Here is a 19417-nt window from a genome sequence, read left to right on the forward strand (position 1 = left end):
CTGTCCGCTGGTCCCCGAGGTGCTCCACTCCTCCATGGTGCAACCTCGGGACCGTAACGTCACACGCCCGTGCGGCGCCCGCTCCGGGAACCTCCGGCGGCACGCCGCAACCGGCGGCGCCGCCGGTGGTCAGCGGACCAGGCCCCAGCGGAAGCCCAGCGCCACCGCGTGCGCCCGGTCGGAGGCCCCGAGCTTCTTGAACAGCCGTCGGGCGTGGGTCTTCACGGTGTCCTCGGAGAGGAACAGCTCGCGGCCGATCTCGGCGTTGCTGCGGCCGTGGCTCATGCCCTCCAGCACCTGGATCTCACGCGCCGTCAGGGTGGGCGCCGCGCCCATGTCGGGGCTGCGCAGCCGGCGGGGGGCGAGCCGCCAGGTCGGGTCGGCGAGGGCCTGGGTGACGGTGGCCCGCAGCTCGGCGCGCGAGGCGTCCTTGTGCAGGTACCCGCGGGCGCCCGCGGCCACCGCGAGCGCGACCCCGTCGAGGTCCTCGGCGACGGTGAGCATGATGATCCGCGCGCCCGGGTCGGCGGACAGCAGCCGCCGGACCGTCTCGACCCCGCCGAGGCCGGGCATCCGGACGTCCATCAGAACGAGATCGGAGCGGTCGGCCACCCAGCGGCGGAGGACCTCCTCCCCGTTCGTCGCGGTGGTGACCCGGTCCACACCGGGTACGGTCGCGACCGCGCGGCGAAGCGCCTCGCGGGCGAGCGGGGAATCGTCGCAAACGAGAACGGAAGTCATGACCGTCGTCCTCCGCAGCTGATCCGCGTCACGTTGAGCCTCCTGGCTGGTACGAACCTCTACGACACGGCCGATCGGCGACGGACTCCGCGGTGATCGCCCCAACCTGCCCGCGATCGTTCCCGACGTCCGGCGCCCGCTAACCGCCTCCGCACTTCCAACGACCGTCACTCGAATGAGTTACGGCCTTCGGGGCCATCTCCACCACTGTACGTGGCCAACCCATTACCGATCAGCCGCATCGCGGTGCACACGCCGCTCTTTTGCGCAGCTCGCGCGCGGTCGGCGTACGACCCGCACATCGATTCGGCACCCCGCGCGCCCGTCGACCACCCGATTGCCACGTCCGCGCCCGCTGGAGCCCCTTGCCCACTATGCCCGTTTTTATAGCTTTCGTATGGTCATTGACTGTTGTGCCAGTGTGTGGGTGACTTGTCCATGGAGTTGCCTTAAGTCATATTTCCAGGTGTCCACACCAGTGCATCGAAGCCCCGCCGCACCGCTCGGCAGCAGCCCCGCCGAACGCCCGGCCGACGGCCGACAGCCTCTGAAGGGAATGAGCCATGGCAGATTTCTCCCGCCTCCCCGGTCCCAACGCGGACCTCTGGGACTGGCAGCTCTCCGCAGCCTGCCGTGGCGTGGACAGCTCGCTCTTCTTCCACCCCGAGGGCGAGCGCGGGGCGGCGCGCAGTTCGCGCGAGGCCAGCGCCAAGGAGGTCTGCATGCGCTGCCCGGTGATCGCCGAGTGCGCGGCGCACGCGCTGGCGGTCCGCGAGCCGTACGGCGTGTGGGGCGGGATGACGGAGGACGAACGCGAGGAGATGCTGGGGCGCTCGCGGCACCGACTGGTCGAGGTTCCGCTGGCCCCGCCGGCGGTCGCCCAGCGGTAGACCCGTCTCCTTGAGCGCCGTGAAGAAACGTTTCTTCGCGGCGCTTCAGTCTTCTGGCTCACCGTACGTACCGGACCCTGGCAGCCCCGTCACCCACCGTCAGCGGTCGGCGGCCGCCCCCGCCAGCCGCTCCAGCATCAGCGCCACGGCCGGCACCTCGGCCAGGTCCGGGAGGGTCAGCGCGACCACCTGGCGCACCGCGGGCGCCCCGGAGGCCGTCCGCACCGGCACCGTCGACACGCCGTCAGGACGCACCGACCGCAGCGCCAGCCGGGGCAGCACCGCCACCCCGAGACCGGCCGCCACCAGGCCGACCACCGCCGGGTAGTCGTCCGTCGCGAAGTCGATCCGCGGCTCGAAGCCCGCCCCGGTGCACAGCTCCACCAGGTGCCCCCGGCACTGCGGGCAGCCGGCGATCCACTGCTCCTCCGCCAGCTCGGCCAGCCCCACCGCCCCGCCCCGCCCGGCCAGCGGATGGCCGGCCGGCAGCACGCCCACCAGCGGGTCGTCCAGCAGCGGGGTGACCACCAGGTCGGACCAGTCGGTCCCGGCGGTCAGCTGCTGCGCCTCCAGGTTGGCCTCGGCCCGGGCCTCGCGCGGCGTGCCGTGGGCGGGCGCCGGAAGCGCGACGGCGCCGTCGGACTGCGGGTAGCGGAAGGCCAGCGCGATCTCGCACTCGCCGCCGCGCAGCATCGCCAGCGACTCCGGCGGCTCGGCCTCGACCAGCGACACGCGCACCCCCGGATGGCTGTCCCGCAGGCGGGCGACCGCGGGCGGCACCAGGGTGGAGCTCGCGGTCGGGAAGGAGACCAGCCGCACCCGTCCGGCCCGCAGCCCGGCGATCGCGGCCACCTCCTCCTCGGCGGCGGAGAGCCCGGCCAGGATTCCGGTGGCATGCTTGAGCAGGACCCGGCCGGCCTCGCTGAGCTGCATCCCGCGGCCCGAGCGGACCACCAGCGGGGTGTCCACCGACTTCTCCAGGGCCTTCATCTGCTGACTGATGGCGGGCTGCGTACACCCCAGCTCGCGGGCGGCGGCGGAGAAGGAGCCGGTGCGGGCGACGGCACGCAGAACGCGCAGATGGCGGGCCTCGATCATGCCTTAGTTATAAGGCAATCTTTGCATTCTGCAAAATTCTGCTGATAGTTGAAGCCTCAAGCGAGGCCCGGACGGAACGCCGGAGGCCCGGCCCGCCCCCCGGGGGGAGCGGACCGGGCCTCCGGTCAGGCGTCGGAGCCTCAGTGCGAGTGGCCGTGGCCGTGGCCGTGACCGTTGTCGGCCTCCTCCTCCTTCTTCTCCACCACGAGGGTCTCGGTGGTGAGAAGCAGGGAGGCGATCGAGGCGGCGTTCTCCAGGGCGGAGCGGGTGACCTTGACCGGGTCGATGACGCCGGCCTTCACCAGGTCGCCGTACTCGCCGGTGGCGGCGTTGTAGCCCTGGCCGATCTCCAGCTCGGCGACCTTGGAGGTGATGACGTAGCCCTCCAGGCCGGCGTTCTGGGCGATCCAGCGCAGCGGCTCGTGCAGCGCCTTGCGGACCACGGCGACACCGGTGGCCTCGTCACCCGACAGGCCCAGGCCCTCGTCCAGCACCTTGGCGGCGTGGACCAGGGAGGCGCCACCGCCGGCGACGATGCCCTCCTCGACCGCGGCGCGGGTCGCCGAGATGGCGTCCTCCAGGCGGTGCTTGCGCTCCTTCAGCTCCACCTCGGTGGCGGCGCCGACCTTGATGACGCAGACGCCGCCGGCCAGCTTGGCCAGGCGCTCCTGCAGCTTCTCGCGGTCCCAGTCGGAGTCGGTCGCGGCGATCTCGCCCTTGATCTGGGCGACGCGGCCGGCGACGGCCTCGGAGTCACCGGCACCGTCGACGACCGTGGTCTCGTCCTTGGTGATGGTCACGCGGCGGGCGGTGCCCAGCACGTCCAGGCCGACCTGGTCGAGCTTGAGGCCGACCTCCTCGGAGATGACCTGGCCACCGGTCAGGACGGCCAGGTCGCCGAGGATCGCCTTGCGGCGGTCGCCGAAGCCCGGGGCCTTGACGGCGACGGCGTTGAAGGTGCCACGGATCTTGTTCACGACCAGGGTCGACAGCGCCTCGCCGTCGACGTCCTCGGCGATGATCAGCAGCGGCTTGGAGGCACCGCCCTGGAGGATCTTCTCCAGCAGCGGCAGCAGCTCCTGAATGGAGGAGATCTTGCCCTGGTTGATCAGGATGTACGGGTCCTCGAGGACCGCTTCCTGGCGCTCGGCGTCGGTGACGAAGTACGGCGACAGGTAGCCCTTGTCGAACTGCATGCCCTCGGTGAAGTCCAGCTCCACGCCGAAGGTGTTCGACTCCTCGACGGTGATGACACCGTCCTTGCCGACCTTGTCGATCGCCTCGGCGATCAGCTCGCCGACCTGGGTGTCCTGCGCGGAGAGGGAGGCGACGGCGGCGACGTCGTCCTTGCCCTCGATCTCGCGGGCGACGGACAGCAGGTGCTCGGAGACCGCGGCGACGGCCTTGTCGATGCCCTTCTTCAGGGCGGCCGGGCCGGCACCGGCGGCGACGTTGCGCAGACCCTCGTTGACCAGGGCCTGGGCCAGCACGGTGGCGGTCGTGGTGCCGTCACCCGCGACGTCGTTGGTCTTGGTGGCGACCTCCTTGACGAGCTGCGCGCCAAGGTTCTCGTACGGGTCGTCCAGCTCGACCTCGCGGGCGATGGTGACACCGTCGTTGGTGATGGTCGGGGCGCCGAACTTCTTGTCGATGACGACGTTGCGGCCCTTGGGGCCGATGGTCACCTTGACGGTGTCGGCCAGCTTGTTGACACCGCGCTCCAGCGAGCGGCGGGCGTCCTCGTCGAACTGCAGGATCTTCGCCATGTTCCCTATTCCCTCGGGGCTGCGGCCGGCCCACCGGCCGCCGAACTACGTGAACCAACAACCACGCCCCGGGCCCCTGTCACTGGGACACGGATCCGGGGCGGGTCGGTACGTCTTACTTCTCGATGACCGCGAGAACGTCGCGGGCCGAGAGGACGAGGTACTCCTCGCCCTTGTACTTCACCTCGGTGCCGCCGTACTTCGAGTACAGGACGATGTCGCCGACGGCGAGGTCGAGCGGCAGACGCTGACCGTCCTCGAAGCGGCCCGGGCCGACGGCCAGGACGACGCCCTCCTGGGGCTTCTCCTTGGCGGTGTCCGGGATAACCAGGCCGGAGGCCGTGGTGGTCTCGGCGTCGAGCGGCTGGACCACGATGCGGTCCTCGAGCGGCTTGATGGCAACCTTGCTGCTGGTGGTCACGTCCGAGCTCCCCTTCGGAGATTACGGGGTTTTCTAACGGGTAGGGGCGATCCTGCGGGCCTGCCGTCGCGGGGGTCAGACACACGTCGTCGCGTTAGCACTCCCCTAGTGGTGAGTGCCAAGGATGACCATAGGGCCGTGTTAGCACTCAGTCAACCAGAGTGCCAACGGCGAGTCCCGGAAGTCCCCGGTTCGCGAATGAGTAGCCGTACTCATGTACGACCGGGCCCGGCCCCGCCAGACTCCTGCCATGACCTCGATCCCGGTGCGCATCGGCCCGTCCCGGCCCAAGGACGCCGCCCTCGCCCTGCTGTCGCTGCCCCTGCTGGGGGGCGTGCTGCCGTTCGTCGCCTTCCTCCTCGTCGCCTGCCTCGGCACCATCCCCGGCTACGGGGACGACGGGGACGGGCGCGGGTGGGCCTTCCTGGGCATCGGGATGCTGGCCGCCCCGGTGGTCGCCCTGGCGGCGGGCCTCGTGGTGGCCTTCCGCAGCCGGCGGTCCGGCTACCGGCTCCTCCCGGTCGCCGCCGGGCTCGCCCCGTTCGCGCTGCCGGCGGTCCTCTCCTCGGGCGTGCTGTGGCGGTGAACCGGCTGCCGCTCGCCGACCCGCTGCGCCCGGTCGGCCGTCCGACGGACCTGCTGCTCGCGCTGCTGACGGTCCTGGGGGCCGCCTCGCTGCTGGGGTTCGGCTGGATCGCGGCCTTCCTGGCCGCGCTCGCGCTGGAGGCCCACCCCGCGATCGGCGGCTGGGCGGCCCGGGGCGCCGCGACCGCGCTGCTGCTCGTCCCGGTCGTGGCGGTGGCCCGGTACACCCACCGGCGGGGCTACCGGATCACCCCGGTCGCCGCCGCGGTCAGCCCCGCCCTGCTGACCGCCCTCGCCGGCGCGGGGTGGCTCCGGTGAGCCGGCCCCACGGCGCGCCCGGGCGGCCGCCGGTCCACTGGGCGCCGGACCTGGTGCTCGCCGCGGTGGTGGTCGCCGGGGCCGTCGCGGCGGCGTCCGCCGGGTCGTTCGTGCTCAACTGGCTGAAGCTGCTCGTCCTGTACGGCCCCGGGGTGGAGGCCCTGGACGTCTTCGGCGTCGTGGTGATGCTCGTCCTGCTGGCACTGACCGGCCGGGGCACCCGGCGGCTCGGGTACCGGATCACCCCGTACGCCGCGCTGGCGGCCGCGCCGCTGATGCCGCTGGTGTTCTGGCTGACCTCCGACGTCCCCGTCATCGGCCGGTGAACGCCGCGCGGCCGCTCCGGCCGACCGGCCACCCGGCCGACCCGCGAGAATGGCCCCGTGGACACCGAGAACCTCCAGCCGCTGCTGACCCCCGAGGGCCAGGCCCTGCTCGCCGAGCTGCGCGAGTTCACCCCCGAGGAGGAGCTCGCGCTGGCGACCCGCCTGCGGCGGGAGCACCCGGCGGAGCTGGTGTCGGCCGCGTTCGGGCAGGCGCGGCTGCGGCAGCGGGCGCGGGCGAAGTTCGGGGCGGACGCCGACCTGATGTACTTCACGCCCAACGGGGTCGAGCAGTCCACCCGGCGCAGCGTGGCCGAGTGGCGGGCCCGGCGGTTCGCCGACCTGGGCGTACGGCGGCTGGCGGACCTGTGCTGCGGCATCGGCGGGGACGTGCTGGCGCTGGCCCGGGCCGGCATCGAGGTGCTGGCCGTCGACAAGGACCCGGCGGCCTGCGCCGCCACCGCGGCCAACGCGGCCGCGCTGGGCCTGGCCGACCTGGTCGAGGTGCGCTGCGCGGACGTCGCCGAGGTGGACGTCACCGGCTACGACGCGGTGTTCACCGACCCGGCCCGGCGCACCGCGCGCGGCCGGGTGTTCGACCCGGAGGCGTACGCCCCGCCGCTCTCCTGGGCGATCGAGGCCGGCCGGCGGACCCCAATCGGCGCGCTGAAGGTCGCGCCGGGCATCCCGCACGAGGCCGTGCCGGAGGACGCCGAGGCCGAGTGGGTCTCGGACCACGGCGACGTCAAGGAGGCGGTGCTCTGGTTCGGCACCAGGGCCACCGGCCCGCACCGCGCCACCCTGCTGCCGCACGGCGCCACCCTGACCGGCGGCGACCTGCCCGACCCGCCGGCCGGCCCGGTCGGGCGCTACCTGTACGAGCCGGACGGCGCGGTGATCCGGGCCCACCTGGTGGCCGAGGTGGCCGGGCAGGTGGGCGGCCGGCTGATCGACCCGAAGATCGCCTACCTGACCTCGGACGAGCTGGTCGCGACGCCGTACGCGCACGCCTTCGAGCTCACCGACGTGCTGCCGTTCAACATCAAGAAGCTGAAGGCGCTGCTGCGCGAGCGGGCGGTCGGCACGGTGGTGATCAAGAAGCGCGGGATGGCGATCACCCCGGAGGAGCTGCGCCGCCAGCTCAAGCCCTCCGGGCCGAACACCGTCACGGTGATCCTCAGCCGCACCGACAACGGGCCGCTGATGATGCTGGGACAGCCGGTCTGACCCCGGCGCGGCGGCCCGGCCCACGGCGCCGGGACCGGGACCGGGCTACGAGGCGGGCGCCTGGATGTAGTCCTCCAGCCGGGCCACCGAGAAGCCCTGCTCCTGGATCCGGGCCAGCAGGTCGCCGAACATCTGGGTCATCGTGGCGCCCTTGAGCTCCTTGGGGCCGCGGAAGTGCGCCAGGACGATGTCGCCGGGCTTCAGCTTCTTGTCTGCGGCCTGGTACTGCATGTCGTGGATCTGCATCGACTCGCGCCAGAGCACGATCGCGCGCGGGCCGCACTGCTGCACCGAGGTGTTGAGCATCGGGGTGTTGGCGCCGTCGCCGAACGGCGGGCGGAACAGCAGCGGGGCGGTGCCGTACTGCTGGGTGAGCGCGGCCTGGTCGTCGCAGATCTCGGCCTTCTGCTTGTCGGCCGACAGCTTGCTCATCACCGGGTGGTCCACGGTGTGGTTCTGGATGTGGTTGCCCAGGGCCTGGAGCGGCTTGAAGTAGCCGTAGTCGTTCTTGACGATGTCCTTCGTCAGGAACATCGAGATCGGCACCTTGAGGTCGGTGAGCATCTCGACGAACTTCGGGTCCTTCTCGGCGCCGTCGTCGATGGTGATGAAGACGACCTTGTCGCTGGTCTTCACATCGCTGAACACCGGTACGGGGCCGGTCCGTTCGAGCTTGATCGGCTTGTCGGCGGGCGGCGCCGGGGCGGGGGCGAGCGGGGTGAGGTTCCACTTGGCCCAGGCCGCCGCGTCGGCGCCCGCCGGGGCGCCCGCCGAAGGGGGCGCGGAGGCGCTGGTCGGCGCCGCGCCGGTGGGCCGGGGCGTGGCCGCCGCCGTCGTGGCGGCGGGGGCGGCACCGCCACCGCCCCCGTTGTCCCCGCACGCGGTGGCGAAGGCCAGCAGGGCCAGCGCCCCCACCCCGTACGTCCTGGTCCTGCTCCGCCTGATCACCGCTGCGCGCTCCCGGTTCCCGTCCAGCCTTCTCTCAGCTATGCACGGTACCGACCGCCGCGGCGGTTCCCGGCCAGGGGCTACTCGACGTGCTCGCTGGTGAAGGACCAGCGGTGCACCGGACGGCCGAGCAGCCCGGCCGGCGGGTCGGCGACGGGCACCGGCTCGCCGTTCCACCAGGTGATCAGCAGCACCCGCTCGCCCGGGGCGGAGAGCAGTTCGAGGCGCTCCAGCCCGGCCGAGCCGCGGACCGCGGGCAGCACCGACTCCCGTACCCAGGCGGCGAGTTCGTCGCCCCGGCCGGTCGCCGCCCGGGCCTCCCACATCGCGGCGACGGTCATGCCGCGCCGCCGCCGAGGGCGTCGTAGGCCTGGCCGTGGAAGTCCGTGTGGGGCACGTGGGTCTCGGTCACCGGCAGCGAGGAGTCCGCCGACAGGTCGAGGGCGGACGGCGTGCGGTCGCGCCACACCATCTCGGCGCCCAGTGCCGCGACCATCGCGCCGTTGTCGGTGCACAAGCCCGGCCGGGGCACCCGCAGCCGGATGCCGGCCCGGTCGCAGCGCTGCTGGGCCATCTCGCGCAGCCGCGAGTTGGCCGCCACGCCGCCGCCGATCATCAGGTGGTCGACGCCGTTGTCCTTGCACGCCTTGACGGCCTTGCGGGTGAGCACGTCGGTGACCGCCTCCTGGAAGGACGCCGCCACGTCGGCGACCGGCACCTCCTCGCCGGCCCGGCGCTTGGCCTCCACCCAGCGGGCGACGGCGGTCTTCAGGCCGGAGAAGGAGAAGTCGTACGCCGGGTCGTTGCGGCCGCTCAGCCCGCGCGGGAAGGCGATCGCCTTCGGGTCGCCCTCGCGGGCCGTGCGGTCGACGATCGGGCCGCCGGGGAAGCCGAGGCCGAGCACCCGGGCGACCTTGTCGAAGGCCTCGCCGGCCGCGTCGTCGATGGTCGCGCCGAGCGGGCGGACGTCGCTGGTGATGTCCTCGCTGAGCAGCAGCGAGGAGTGCCCGCCGGAGACCAGCAGGGCCATCGTCGGCGAGGGCAGCCGGCCGTGCTCCAGCTGGTCGACGCAGATGTGCGAGGCGAGGTGGTTGACCCCGTACAGCGGCTTGTCCAGCGCCCAGGCGTACGCCTTCGCGGCGCTGACGCCGACCAGCAGCGCGCCGGCCAGGCCGGGGCCTGCGGTGACGGCGATGCCGTCCAGGTCGCTGGCCTTGATCCCCGCGGTGTCCAGGGCGCGCTGGATGGTCGGGACCATCGCCTCCAGGTGCGCGCGGCTGGCGATCTCCGGGACGACGCCGCCGAAGCGGGCGTGGTCGTTGACGCTGGAGGCGACCGCGTCGGCCAGCAGCGTGGTGCCGCGCACGATGCCGACGCCGGTCTCGTCGCAGGAGGTCTCGATACCGAGGACGAGCGGTTCGTCAGCCATGGCGGGTGTCCTCAATGTCCTTCGGGTCAGTGCTGTCAGTGCTCGGGTGGTCGAGGCGCATCACCAGCGCGTCGACGTTGGCGGGCTGGTAGTAGCCGCGCCGGATGCCCACCGGTTCGAAGCCGTGGCGCTCGTACAGCCGCTGGGCGCGCGGGTTGTCCACCCGCACCTCCAGCAGCAGCTCGGCGCACTCGCGCCGGGCGGCCTCCCGGATCAGGTCGGTGAGCAGCGCCGTGCCGAGGCCGGCGCCCTGGTGGCGCTCGTCGACGGCGATGGTCTGGACGTCGCCCTCGCCGGCGATCGCCATCAGTCCGGCGTAGCCGACGATCCTGCCGTCCGGGGCGGCCGCGACGGTGTAGTGGCGGGTGCCGCCGGGGTGGGACTCGGCCAGTTCGGACCAGAACATCCCGGCGGACCAGGCGTCCTCGGGGAAGAGCCGCAGCTCCAGCTCCAGCACCGGCGCGATGTCCCACCAGCGCATCGGGCGCAGGGTGGTGCCGTGGTTCACGCCGGGAGCACCGCCTTGTAGCCCGCGGGGACCTGGGCGTCCGGGCGGCGCAGGTACAGCGGGTGGTTGGGCAGCAGCTCGCGCCCGGCGGCCAGCTCGGCGGCGGCGAAGCCGGCCAGGGCGCCGGCCGAGACGTGCTCGGGGCCGTGCCCGCCCGGGAAGGCGTCGGGGTAGAGCAGCGCGCCGGCGCCGACGGAGCGCGGCTGCGGGGTCAGCTCGGCCGGGCGGTCCACGGCGGGGCCCTCGGTGCGGCGGCCCTCGGCGTCGTACGAGGCCCAGTAGACCTCCTTGCGGCGCGCGTCGGTGGCGGCCGTGAACGGCTGCCCGGCCAGGCCCTCGGCGCGGGCCTGGAAGGCGATCGCGTCCAGCGTGCAGACGCCGTGCACCGGCAGCCCGAGGGCGTGGCCGAGCGCGGCGGCGGTCACCAGGCCGACCCGCAGGCCGGTGTACGGGCCGGGGCCGACGCCGACCGCGATGCCGGTCAGCCGGTGCTTGTCCACCCCGGCGGCCCGCAGCACCTGGTCGATCGCGGGCAGCAGCAGTTCACCGTGGCGCCTGGCGTCGACCTGGTGGGTCTCGGCGAGGACGGCCGTGCCGTCGTGGACGGCGGCGGTGACGGCGGGGGTAGCGGTGTCGAACGCGAGCAGCAGCACGGGTCAAGGTTAGACCGACGTTGGGCCGACCGGCCGATCGGCAGGGTGTACCAGGCGGGAACACAGATCCGAGGCACTGCGACCCGCGCGGATGAACCTGGCACGATGGGGCCGTACGTAAAGGGACGGCGGCGGGAGCGGCAACGTGGCGAAGATGGGTCCTGGAGTGGTGGTCACGGGGTTGACCCTGGGGGCCCTGGCGGTGGTGAGCCTGCTGGCCTTCCAGGCCAACGGCGCCCAGGACCGGGCCGGCGGCCCCAAGCCCACCGCCACCACCACGGCGACCGGCACGGCCACCGCCGCGGCGCCCACCGCCGCGGCCACCCCGACCGTCCCCCCGCTGCCGGCCACCTCGGGCACCGGCACCCGGGTGGTGTACTCGGTCGGCAGCCACTACGTCTGGCTGGTCGACCCGAAGAAGAGCCCGCAGGTCGCGGCCGCCTTCCCGGTCACCCCGGGCTCGGTCGAGCCCGCCCCGGGCAGCTACGCGGTGTACAGCCGCACCCCGACCACCACCGGGACGGACGGCAAGCAGATCGAGCACGTGGTGCGCTTCGCGCAGCAGAACGGCGTGGTGTTCGGCTTCAGCGCGGCGGTGGACGGCGCGACGCCGACCACCGACCCGAGCGCGAAGACCGGCGGCATCCGCAGCGGCCGCGCCGAGGGGCAGCTGCTCTGGGACTTCGCGCCGAAGGACACCAAGGTGGTCGTGATCGCCTGAGCCCGGACGGGACCGGGCGGCCCGGGTTCGGGTTCGAATCCGGGTTCGGGAGGAGCGGCCTCAGGCGGCCCGGGGCGTCCGCGCCTCGGGCCGTTCGTCGTGTCCGGGCCGCGGTCCGTCCTGCCGGGGGCGCGGTCCGGGCGGTGTGGACACCGCCGCGGCGGCCGCGCAGGCGGCCAGCAGCGCCCGCATCGGCTCTCCCGGAACGCGACGGGCGGACTCTCCGGCCCCGGCGGCGGTGACCGCGCGCTGCGGGGCGGGGGTGGTGCTCGACATGGCGCCTCCCTAGTTAGGCAGACCTAACCGCAGCACCCATCCCACCACGCCCGGCACCCCGGCCGCAACATCTTGCCGACAGTCTGTCGGCAAGATGTCGGCGAGTCGTCGGAGCCCCGTCGGCGGGTCGTCGGCGCCCTCCCGGCTATCCGAGTTCCGCCAGCGCCGCGTCCGCCCAGCGCGGGCCGATGCCGGTCAGCACCACCCGGCGCGGGTCCTGGTCGTCCCCGCCCTCGGTGCCGCCGATGGCGCGCTCGATCCGGACCTCCAGCCGGTCCTCGGACAGCCGCTCGACCTTGCCCTCGCCCCACTCGACCACGACCACCGACTCGGGCAGCGAGACGTCCAGGTCGAGGTCCTCCATCTCGTCCAGGTCCCCGCCCAGCCGGTACGCGTCCACGTGCACCAGCGCCGGGCCGCCGACCAGCGAGGGGTGCACCCGGGCGATCACGAAGGTCGGCGAGGTCACCGCCCCGCGGACCTGCAGCCCCTCCCCCAGGCCCCGGGTCAGCGTGGTCTTCCCCGCCCCCAGCTCGCCGGAGAGCAGCACCAGGTCACCCGGCCGCAGCAGCGCGGCCAGCTCCCGGCCGAGCCGGCCCATCCGCTCCGGGGTGGGGACGGTGAGAGTGGCGTGCGAGCCCATGCGCGTGTCTTGCCCTTCGGTCCGTACGGCGCGCCGACCACCGGCCGCCACCGCTACCGTGCCACATCGGCGGGCACCCGCGCGGCGGGTGGGCCCTTCGGACGGGCACCCGGGCCTCAGGCGGGGTCGACGACGGTCTCCGCGGCCCGCTCCCCGGCCAGGTCGAGGACGGCCGCGGGCAGCGGCGCGGCCCCGGCGAAGCCGACGGCCCGGCGCAGCAGCCGGGCCAGCTCGTGGTCGACCAGCTCCGGGCACTCCAGCATCACCAGGTGCCCGGCGCCCTCGGCCAGCACCAGCTCCGCGCCGGGCAGCCGCTCGGCCATCGCCTCGCTGTGCGTCGAGGGCGTCAGCAGGTCCTTCGTCCCGGCCAGCACCAGCGCGGGCAGGCCGCGCAGGGCGTCCAGCGCCCCGTACTTCTCGTGCGCGCCGAACACCGGGTAGAACTCGGCGACCACGTCGATCGGGGTGGCGTCCAGCAGCTGCTCGGCGAAGCGCACCACACCGGGGTCGACGTCCCGGCCGCCGAAGGAGAACCTCCGGTAGAACACGGCGGCCACGTCCGAGCCCAGCCGCCTGGTCGCCTCGACCAGGTCGACCTGGCGGCCCAGCAGCTTCACCACCCCGGGCGCGACCTTCTTGAACAGCTTCGCGCCGGCCTTCGGCAGGCCGAGGCTGACCTCGTTCCAGTCCCCGGCGAGGGTGCCGATCAGCGCCACCCCGGCGACGCGCTCGCGGAACAGCTCCGGGTGCTGGTCGGCCAGCGCCATCACCGTCATGCCGCCCATCGAGTGGCCCACCAGCACCAGCGGCCCGGTCGGCGCGACGGCGTCGATCACCGCCTTGAGGTCGCCGCCCAGCTGGTCGATGCCGGCCGGCTCGCCCGCCAGGTACGAGCGGGAGCGCTCGGAGCGGCCGTGGCTGCGCTGGTCCCAGAAGACCAGCCGCAGGCCCTCGCGCAGCGCGGCCCGCTGGAAGTGCCAGCTGTCCTGGTTGAGGCAGTAGCCGTGGCAGAACACCACGGTCAGCGGCTCGGCACCGGTCCCGCCGTCCGGCCCGCTCCAGCCGGTGCCGTCCAGCTCGACGTACAGCTCGGTGCCGTCCGGCGCGGCCACCGTCCTCGGGCGCCCGCGCAGCGAACCGTACGGGGCGTTCGCGTCCAGCTCGGCCCGGGCCCGGCGGCGCATCGCCCGGCCGACGGTCAGCCGCTCGATCGCGACGCCCGCGGCCGCCCCGGCCGCCAGCACGCCGACCGAGATCCCGATCACACCCGCCCGGCTCACCCCGGAGGCGGCACCGGCCGCCCTGGCGACCGCCGCGACCGGACTGCCCTCGGCCGGCCCCCCGGTCATGCCGACCGGACCTCGGCGTGGCTGCCGCCCAGGTAGCGGCGGGGCACCCGGGCACCGATCCGGGTGATGATCTCGTACGAGACGGTGCCGCAGGCGCGGGCCCAGTCCTCGGCGGTGGGCTCGCCGCGCTCGCCGTTGCCGAACAGCAGCACCTCGTCGCCGATCGCCGGGGCGTCGCCGCCGAGGTCCACCACGAACTGGTCCATCGCGACCCGGCCGGCCACCGTGCGCCACTTGCCGTCGATCTGCACCGGGCCGGTGCCGCTGGCGTGCCGGGGGATGCCGTCGCCGTAGCCGACCGGGACCAGGCCCAGCGTCGTCTCGCCCGGCGTCGTGTAGTGGTGGCCGTAGCTGACCCCGTGCCCGCCGGGGACGTGCTTGACCAGCGCCAGCCGCGCGGTCAGCGCCATCACCGGGCGCAGCCCGAAGTCCGCCGGCGAGCCCACCTCGGGCACCGGCGACAGCCCGTACGCGGCCAGGCCGGTGCGGACCAGGTCGAAGTGCGACTCCGGCAGCAGCAGGGTGGCCGGGGAGTTCGCCAGGTGCCGGACCTCGGGGCGCAGCCCGGCGGCCTCGGCCGTGGCCAGCGCGACGCGGTAGGAGTCTAGCTGGGCCTGGATCGACGGGTGGCCGGGCTCGTCCGCCGCGGCGAAGTGCGACCAGACGCCGACGACCGTCAGCAGCCCCTCCGCCTCGGCCCGGCGGGCGGCCGCCACCAGCCGCGGCCAGTCGTGCGGCTGGCAGCCGTTGCGGCCGAGGCCGGTGTCGGCCTTCAGGTGCACCCGGGCCGGGATACCGGTCTCGCGCACGGCGGGCAGCAGCTCGTCCAGCGCCCACTGGCCGCTGACCGAGATGTCCAGGCCCGCGCGCAGCGCCTCTCGCCACGGCCCGCCCGGCGTCCACAGCCAGCACAGGATGCGGGCCTGCTCGGGGCGGATGCCCGCGGCCCGCAGGGCCAGCGCCTCGTCCGGCGTCGCGCAGCCGAGCCAGCCGACCCCGTTCGCGACCGCCTCCCGGGCGCACTCGACCGCGCCGTGGCCGTAGGCGTTCGCCTTGACCGCGAGCATCACCGCCGTGCTGCCGACGCGTTCGCGCAACGCGGCGAGGTTGCCGCGCAGGGCGGCGAGATCGATGGTCGCCTCGGCCCGTACGCCGTCGGTGAGGGTGGCTGTGCCGATCGTGTTCGCAGTTGTCATCAGGGTCAGTCTCCCAGACGTCCCGGAGTCCTCGCCGAACGGCCCGTCGGCGCGGCGGCCGACGACCGGGCCGCGCGCACCGCGCCGACCTGCGGCGAACCGCTCGTCCGTCCCTTGCACGGACGCGTTCGACGGACCGTCCGGTTCCGGTTGCCGGCCCTCCGGGCGCCTTCCCGGCCTTCCCGGTCAGGGCGTCCGGACCGCCCGCCACACCGCCGGCAGCGCGCCGGCCACCGCGAGCGCCGTCGTCGGGGCGCCCGGCTCGCCCGCCGCCTCGCGGCCGGCCAGGCCGTGCAGGTAGGCGGCCGCCGACGCGGCGTCCAGCGGCGCGAGGCCGGCCGCCAGCAGGGAGCCGGCCAGCCCGGCCAGCACGTCGCCGCTGCCGGCCGTGGCCAGCCAGGAGGTGCCGGTCGGGTTCACCCGGACGGCCCCGCCCGGGTCGGCGACCACCGTGGTGGAGCCCTTCAGCAGCACCGTCGCGCGGTAGGCGGCCGCCAGCCGGCGGGCGGTGGCCAGCCGGGCCGCGGCCAGGTCGTCGGCGGCCGGCGGCGTGCCGCCCCCGGCACCCGCGAGCAGCCGGGCGGCCTCGCCGGTGTGCGGGGTGAGCAGGGTGGGCGCGGTGCGGCCAGCCAGCGCGTCCGGGCCGAGCCGACCCAGCTCGGTCAGCCCGTCCGCGTCCACCAGCACCGGGACGTCGCTCGCCAGCGCCTCGGCCAGCGCCTGCCGCGCCCCCTCGCCGCCGCCCGGCCCGACCACCCAGGCCTGCACCCGTCCGGCCCCGGCCGGCCCGCCCTCGGTGACCAGCACCTCCGGGAAGCGCCGCACCACCTCTTCGGCCGCCGTGCCGACGTACCGGACGGCGCCCGCGCCCCCGTGCAGCGCCCCGGCCACCGCGAGCAGCGCCGCCCCCGGGTAGGTCGCCGAGCCGGCCGCCACCCCGACCACGCCGCGCCGGTACTTGTCGCTCTCCGCGCCCGGCACCGGCAGCAGCGCCGCCACGTCCGCGTGCTGGAGCGCCGTCACCTCCGCGGCGAGCGGCTCCAGCCCGATGCCGACCAGCTGCACGGCGCCCGCGTACGAGGCCCCCGGGTCGATCAGCAGACCGGGCTTGTACGTGCCGAAGCAGACCGTGACGTCCGCGCGCAGCGCCACGCCCGGCACCTCGCCGGTGTCGGCGTCCACCCCGCTCGGCAGGTCCACCGCGACCACCACCCCGCGCCGCGCCGCCCGCGCGTACGGCTCCGCCGCGGGGCGCAGCCCGCCCCGGCCGCCGATGCCGACGATGCCGTCCAGCACCAGGTCCGCGCGCGAGAAGTCGGCCAGGCCGACTTCCTGCTCCACCGTCACCCGCCCACGGGCGGCCCGCAGCGCGGCCAGCCCGTCCGGGTGCGCCTTCTCCGGCACCAGCAGCACCGCCGTCACCCGCGCCCCGCGCCGGGCCAGCGCGGCCCCCGCGTACAGGGCGTCACCCCCGTTGTCCCCGCTGCCCGCGAGCACCGTCACCCGACTGCCGTACACCCGCCCCCGACGCCCGGTCAGCAGCCGCGCACAGGTCGCGGCCAGCCCCGCCGCCGCCCGCTGCATCAGCGTGCCCTCCGGCAGCCGCGCCATCAGCTCGGCCTCGGCGGCCCGGACGGTTTCCACAGGGTGTGCATGACGCATGGGGAGAACTCCTTCAGCGGTCGGCTACCGCCGACGCTAGCCCGCGTCACCGCCCCACGGGAGCCGGGCCTGCGGCACACTTTCGAGTGACACCCACTTCGATCCCCCACCGGCTCCGGTCCGTACGCCTACTTTGTCGCTCGGTACAGACCAGCAGGAGGGAGAAGGGCCATGGTCGCCATGCCGGCAGTCGAGCACCCGCTGAGCGAGGAGAGCCTCCTCCAGGCGTTTCTGGGGCTGGACACCCCGCTGGGAAGCAAGGCCGAGTTCATCGAAGGGGAGATCGTCGTGACACCACCGCCGGACGGCGAACACGAGACCGCGTTCTCCCTGCTGAACAGGCAGTTCATGCGCAAGGCCGAGGCCGAGTTCGATCTGTCCGGGAACAAGGGACTGATCACGCCCAAAGGACGGTTCATCCCCGACGGCACTCTGAGCCCGGTCGGCCATTTCGAGCACGCCGACTCGTGGGCTTCTGCGGAAGGGGTCTTGCTGGTCTTCGAGATCACGTCGATCAACCCGCACAAGGACCGCGAGCCCAAGCGCAGGGGCTACGCCGCTGCGGGGATCCCCTGCTACCTGCTGATCGACCGCGGCGAAGGCATGATCACCCTGTTCACTGAACCCGACGGCGAGGACTACATCACCCAGACCAAGGTCGAGTTCGGCAAGGCGATCGACCTGCCCGCCCCCTTCTCGTTCGCACTCGACACGGCGCCCCTGCGGTAGGACGCAGCCACCGCAGGGGCGCCGTACGGCCGAGCGGCTACTCGACGGTGACCGACTTCGCCAGGTTGCGCGGCTGGTCGACCTCGTGGCCCTTGGCCGTGGCCAGCTCGCAGGCGAAGACCTGCAGCGGGACGGTGGAGACCAGCGGCTGGAGCAGGGTCGGGGTGGCCGGGATGCGGATCAGGTGGTCCGCGTACGGGACGACGGCCTCGTCGCCCTCCTCGGCGATCACGATCGTGCGGGCGCCGCGGGCCCGGATCTCCTGGATGTTGGAGACGATCTTGTCGTGCAGGATCGACCGCCCGCGCGGCGAGGGCACGACCACCACGACCGGCAGCCCCTCCTCGATCAGCGCGATCGGGCCGTGCTTGAGCTCGCCCGCCGCGAAGCCCTCGGCGTGCATGTACGCCAGCTCCTTGAGCTTGAGCGCGCCCTCCAGGGCCACCGGGAAGCCGACGTGGCGGCCGAGGAACAGCACCGAGCGGGCGTCGGCCAGCGAGCGGGCCAGCTCGCGCACCGGCTCCATGGTCTCCAGGACCTGCTCGACCTGCTTCGGCGCGTCGCCGAGCTCCTTGATGACGGCGAAGATCTCGTCGCCCCACTTGGTGCCGCGCACCTGGCCCAGGTACAGGGCGACCAGGTAGCAGGCGACCAGCTGGGTCAGGAACGCCTTGGTGGAGGCGACCGCGACCTCCGGACCGGCGTGGGTGTACAGCACCGCGTCCGACTCGCGCGGGATGGTGGAGCCGTTGGTGTTGCAGATCGCCAGCACCTTGGCGCCCTGCTCGCGGGCGTGCCGCAGGGCCATCAGGGTGTCCATGGTCTCGCCGGACTGCGAGATGGCGATGACCAGCGTGCCCGGGCCCATGATCGGGTCGCGGTAGCGGAACTCGGAGGCGACCTCGACCTCGCAGGGGATGCGGGTCCAGTGCTCGATCGCGTACTTGGCGATCATGCCGGCGTGGAAGGCCGTGCCGCAGGCCACGATGACGACCTTGTCGACCGAGCGCAGGTCGGCGTCGGAGATCCGCAGCTCGTCGAGGGTCAGCCGGCCGTCGGTGCCGATCCGGCCGAGCAGGGTGTCGGCGACCGCCTTCGGCTGCTCGGCGATCTCCTTGAGCATGAAGTAGTCGTAGCCGCCCTTCTCGGCGGCGGAGGCGTCCCAGTCGACGTGGTACTCGCGCACGTCGGCCGGGGTGCCGTCGAAGTTGGTGACGGTCACGCCCTCCCGGCGCAGCTCGACCACCTGGTCCTGGCCCAGCTCGATCGCCTCACGGGTGTGGGCGATGAAGGCGGCGACGTCCGAGGCGAGGAAGTTCTCGCCCTCGCCGCGGCCGACCACCAGCGGCGAGTTGCGGCGGGCACCGACGACCACGTCCGGCGCGTCCGCGTGCACGGCGACCAGGGTGAAGGCGCCCTCCAGCTGACGGCAGACCGCCCGCATGGCCTCGGCGAGGTCGCCCGTGTAGGCCTCGCCCAGCAGGTGGGCGACGACCTCGGTGTCGGTCTCGGACCGGAGGGTGTGGCCGCGCTCGGCGATCTCGGCGCGCAGCTGGGCGAAGTTCTCGATGATGCCGTTGTGCACCACCGCGACCCGCTCGCGGTCGTCCAGGTGGGGGTGGGCGTTGGCGTCCGTCGGGCCGCCGTGGGTGGCCCAGCGGGTGTGGCCGATGCCGGTGGTGCCGCCGGGCAGAGGGGTCTCGGCGAGCGACTTCTCCAGGTTGGCGAGCTTGCCCGCCCGCTTGTCGGTGGCCAGGCTCCACTGCCCTTCGGAGTCCTGGACCTGCACCGCGACACCGGCCGAGTCGTAGCCCCGGTACTCCAGTCGCTGCAAGCCTGCGATTACTACGTCGAGGGCGGTCTGAGCGCCCACGTATCCAACAATTCCGCACATGCGTGCCAGCATAAGGGCGGTTCTGTGGCCGTTTTCCCGC

The 19417-nt window shown here is 73.8% G+C and carries 22 protein-coding genes; 7 read left to right on the forward strand and 15 right to left on the reverse strand.

The window, feature by feature from the left end; translation table 11 throughout:
• Positions 1–129 precede the first annotated feature (129 nt).
• Complete coding sequence (locus tag AMK13_RS23075; protein ID WP_014136228.1) at positions 130–741, reverse strand: response regulator transcription factor; 612 nt, start codon at positions 739–741, stop codon at positions 130–132.
• 563 nt (positions 742–1304) lie between these two features.
• Between AMK13_RS23075 and AMK13_RS23080 the strand changes: the two genes are divergently transcribed.
• Complete coding sequence (locus tag AMK13_RS23080) at positions 1305–1631, forward strand: WhiB family transcriptional regulator (protein ID WP_049654358.1); 327 nt, start codon at positions 1305–1307, stop codon at positions 1629–1631.
• A gap of 99 nt (positions 1632–1730) precedes the next feature.
• Here the strand turns inward: AMK13_RS23080 and AMK13_RS23085 are convergent, their stop codons facing one another.
• The 3 genes from AMK13_RS23085 to groES all read right to left on the reverse strand — a co-directional run bounded on the left by AMK13_RS23085 (position 1731) and on the right by groES (position 4916).
• On the reverse strand, positions 1731–2729 hold the full coding sequence (locus tag AMK13_RS23085) for a LysR family transcriptional regulator (RefSeq protein ID WP_074003946.1): 999 nt from the start codon (positions 2727–2729) through the stop codon (positions 1731–1733).
• Between the two features lie 140 nt (positions 2730–2869).
• Positions 2870–4495 (reverse strand): chaperonin GroEL, encoded by a 1626-nt coding sequence (groL, locus tag AMK13_RS23090; protein WP_049654364.1) that lies wholly within the window; start codon positions 4493–4495, stop codon positions 2870–2872.
• 115 nt (positions 4496–4610) lie between these two features.
• Positions 4611–4916: a co-chaperone GroES gene (gene groES, locus AMK13_RS23095; RefSeq protein ID WP_049654366.1), complete on the reverse strand. Its 306-nt coding sequence runs from the start codon at positions 4914–4916 to the stop codon at positions 4611–4613.
• A 250-nt stretch (positions 4917–5166) separates the two neighbouring features.
• Between groES and AMK13_RS23100 the strand changes: the two genes are divergently transcribed.
• Genes AMK13_RS23100 through AMK13_RS23115 form a run of 4 tightly spaced genes read left to right on the forward strand, consistent with a single transcriptional unit; the run spans position 5167 to position 7369 of the window.
• Positions 5167–5502: a hypothetical protein gene (locus AMK13_RS23100; RefSeq protein ID WP_143204610.1), complete on the forward strand. Its 336-nt coding sequence runs from the start codon at positions 5167–5169 to the stop codon at positions 5500–5502.
• Entirely contained in the window at positions 5493–5819 is a 327-nt protein-coding gene (locus AMK13_RS23105) for a hypothetical protein (RefSeq protein WP_074003947.1), read from the forward strand. The genes AMK13_RS23100 and AMK13_RS23105 overlap by 10 nt, the downstream gene beginning before the upstream one ends.
• The gene (locus tag AMK13_RS23110; protein ID WP_074003948.1) at positions 5816–6145 is read left to right on the forward strand and encodes a hypothetical protein; all 330 of its coding nucleotides are present in this window, start codon (positions 5816–5818) and stop codon (positions 6143–6145) included. Before AMK13_RS23105 ends, AMK13_RS23110 begins: the two co-directional genes overlap by 4 nt.
• A gap of 57 nt (positions 6146–6202) precedes the next feature.
• Entirely contained in the window at positions 6203–7369 is a 1167-nt protein-coding gene (locus AMK13_RS23115) for a class I SAM-dependent methyltransferase (protein WP_074003949.1), read from the forward strand.
• 45 nt (positions 7370–7414) lie between these two features.
• On the opposite strand, the gene AMK13_RS23120 is transcribed toward AMK13_RS23115, so the two are convergent.
• The 5 genes from AMK13_RS23120 to tsaB form a co-directional block, all read right to left on the reverse strand.
• The gene (locus AMK13_RS23120) at positions 7415–8317 is read right to left on the reverse strand and encodes a polysaccharide deacetylase family protein (RefSeq protein ID WP_107418825.1); all 903 of its coding nucleotides are present in this window, start codon (positions 8315–8317) and stop codon (positions 7415–7417) included.
• Positions 8318–8397: 80 nt separating this feature from the next.
• Entirely contained in the window at positions 8398–8658 is a 261-nt protein-coding gene (locus tag AMK13_RS23125) for a hypothetical protein (protein ID WP_074003950.1), read from the reverse strand.
• Positions 8655–9746 carry a tRNA (adenosine(37)-N6)-threonylcarbamoyltransferase complex transferase subunit TsaD gene (gene tsaD, locus AMK13_RS23130; RefSeq protein ID WP_049655951.1) on the reverse strand — a complete coding sequence of 364 codons (1092 nt, stop codon included), beginning with the start codon at positions 9744–9746 and terminating at the stop codon, positions 8655–8657. Before tsaD ends, AMK13_RS23125 begins: the two co-directional genes overlap by 4 nt.
• Positions 9739–10227, reverse strand: a complete 489-nt coding sequence (gene rimI, locus AMK13_RS23135; protein WP_049655961.1) for a ribosomal protein S18-alanine N-acetyltransferase — start codon at positions 10225–10227, stop codon at positions 9739–9741. The genes tsaD and rimI overlap by 8 nt, the downstream gene beginning before the upstream one ends.
• Before the next feature lie 23 nt (positions 10228–10250).
• Positions 10251–10907 carry a tRNA (adenosine(37)-N6)-threonylcarbamoyltransferase complex dimerization subunit type 1 TsaB gene (gene tsaB, locus AMK13_RS23140; protein ID WP_074003951.1) on the reverse strand — a complete coding sequence of 219 codons (657 nt, stop codon included), beginning with the start codon at positions 10905–10907 and terminating at the stop codon, positions 10251–10253.
• 154 nt (positions 10908–11061) lie between these two features.
• Here tsaB and AMK13_RS23145 point away from each other — a divergent pair, with 154 nt between their 5' ends.
• A complete protein-coding gene (locus AMK13_RS23145) occupies positions 11062–11628 on the forward strand; it encodes a hypothetical protein (protein ID WP_049655963.1) in 567 nt (188 codons plus the stop codon).
• Positions 11629–11688: 60 nt separating this feature from the next.
• Here the strand turns inward: AMK13_RS23145 and AMK13_RS23150 are convergent, their stop codons facing one another.
• The 5 genes from AMK13_RS23150 to AMK13_RS23170 all read right to left on the reverse strand — a co-directional run bounded on the left by AMK13_RS23150 (position 11689) and on the right by AMK13_RS23170 (position 16754).
• Positions 11689–11904 carry a hypothetical protein gene (locus AMK13_RS23150; RefSeq protein ID WP_074003952.1) on the reverse strand — a complete coding sequence of 72 codons (216 nt, stop codon included), beginning with the start codon at positions 11902–11904 and terminating at the stop codon, positions 11689–11691.
• A 145-nt stretch (positions 11905–12049) separates the two neighbouring features.
• A complete protein-coding gene (gene tsaE, locus AMK13_RS23155; protein ID WP_049655956.1) occupies positions 12050–12547 on the reverse strand; it encodes a tRNA (adenosine(37)-N6)-threonylcarbamoyltransferase complex ATPase subunit type 1 TsaE in 498 nt (165 codons plus the stop codon).
• A gap of 116 nt (positions 12548–12663) precedes the next feature.
• Entirely contained in the window at positions 12664–13896 is a 1233-nt protein-coding gene (locus AMK13_RS23160) for an alpha/beta fold hydrolase (protein ID WP_074003953.1), read from the reverse strand.
• The gene (gene alr, locus AMK13_RS23165) at positions 13893–15092 is read right to left on the reverse strand and encodes an alanine racemase (protein WP_049655958.1); all 1200 of its coding nucleotides are present in this window, start codon (positions 15090–15092) and stop codon (positions 13893–13895) included. The genes AMK13_RS23160 and alr overlap by 4 nt, the downstream gene beginning before the upstream one ends.
• Positions 15093–15278: 186 nt before the next feature.
• Positions 15279–16754 (reverse strand): bifunctional ADP-dependent NAD(P)H-hydrate dehydratase/NAD(P)H-hydrate epimerase, encoded by a 1476-nt coding sequence (locus AMK13_RS23170; protein WP_074003954.1) that lies wholly within the window; start codon positions 16752–16754, stop codon positions 15279–15281.
• 180 nt (positions 16755–16934) lie between these two features.
• Here AMK13_RS23170 and AMK13_RS23175 point away from each other — a divergent pair, with 180 nt between their 5' ends.
• Complete coding sequence (locus AMK13_RS23175) at positions 16935–17483, forward strand: Uma2 family endonuclease (RefSeq protein ID WP_074004045.1); 549 nt, start codon at positions 16935–16937, stop codon at positions 17481–17483.
• Positions 17484–17520: 37 nt separating this feature from the next.
• Here AMK13_RS23175 and glmS read toward each other — a convergent pair whose 3' ends face one another.
• Complete coding sequence (glmS, locus tag AMK13_RS23180; RefSeq protein WP_074003955.1) at positions 17521–19377, reverse strand: glutamine--fructose-6-phosphate transaminase (isomerizing); 1857 nt, start codon at positions 19375–19377, stop codon at positions 17521–17523.
• Positions 19378–19417: the final 40 nt, after the last annotated feature.

Source organism: Streptomyces sp. CB02056 (assembly GCF_001905545.1).
Classification (GTDB): domain Bacteria; phylum Actinomycetota; class Actinomycetes; order Streptomycetales; family Streptomycetaceae; genus Kitasatospora.

Bases quoted from the DNA above. Each gene is read 5' to 3' on its own strand.
- AMK13_RS23075 (WP_014136228.1), bottom strand. From the start codon at position 741: ATGACTTCCGTTCTCGTTTGCGACGATTCCCCGCTCGCCCGCGAGGCG.
- AMK13_RS23080 (WP_049654358.1), top strand. From the start codon at position 1,305: ATGGCAGATTTCTCCCGCCTCCCCGGTCCCAACGCGGACCTCTGGGAC.
- AMK13_RS23085 (WP_074003946.1), bottom strand. From the start codon at position 2,729: ATGATCGAGGCCCGCCATCTGCGCGTTCTGCGTGCCGTCGCCCGCACC.
- groL (WP_049654364.1), bottom strand. From the start codon at position 4,495: ATGGCGAAGATCCTGCAGTTCGACGAGGACGCCCGCCGCTCGCTGGAG.
- AMK13_RS23100 (WP_143204610.1), top strand. From the start codon at position 5,167: ATGACCTCGATCCCGGTGCGCATCGGCCCGTCCCGGCCCAAGGACGCC.
- AMK13_RS23125 (WP_074003950.1), bottom strand. From the start codon at position 8,658: ATGACCGTCGCCGCGATGTGGGAGGCCCGGGCGGCGACCGGCCGGGGC.
- tsaD (WP_049655951.1), bottom strand. From the start codon at position 9,746: ATGGCTGACGAACCGCTCGTCCTCGGTATCGAGACCTCCTGCGACGAG.
- rimI (WP_049655961.1), bottom strand. From the start codon at position 10,227: ATGCGCTGGTGGGACATCGCGCCGGTGCTGGAGCTGGAGCTGCGGCTC.
- AMK13_RS23145 (WP_049655963.1), top strand. From the start codon at position 11,062: ATGGGTCCTGGAGTGGTGGTCACGGGGTTGACCCTGGGGGCCCTGGCG.
- AMK13_RS23150 (WP_074003952.1), bottom strand. From the start codon at position 11,904: ATGTCGAGCACCACCCCCGCCCCGCAGCGCGCGGTCACCGCCGCCGGG.
- tsaE (WP_049655956.1), bottom strand. From the start codon at position 12,547: ATGGGCTCGCACGCCACTCTCACCGTCCCCACCCCGGAGCGGATGGGC.
- AMK13_RS23160 (WP_074003953.1), bottom strand. From the start codon at position 13,896: ATGACCGGGGGGCCGGCCGAGGGCAGTCCGGTCGCGGCGGTCGCCAGG.
- alr (WP_049655958.1), bottom strand. From the start codon at position 15,092: ATGACAACTGCGAACACGATCGGCACAGCCACCCTCACCGACGGCGTA.
- AMK13_RS23170 (WP_074003954.1), bottom strand. From the start codon at position 16,754: ATGCGTCATGCACACCCTGTGGAAACCGTCCGGGCCGCCGAGGCCGAG.
- AMK13_RS23175 (WP_074004045.1), top strand. From the start codon at position 16,935: ATGCCGGCAGTCGAGCACCCGCTGAGCGAGGAGAGCCTCCTCCAGGCG.
- glmS (WP_074003955.1), bottom strand. From the start codon at position 19,377: ATGTGCGGAATTGTTGGATACGTGGGCGCTCAGACCGCCCTCGACGTA.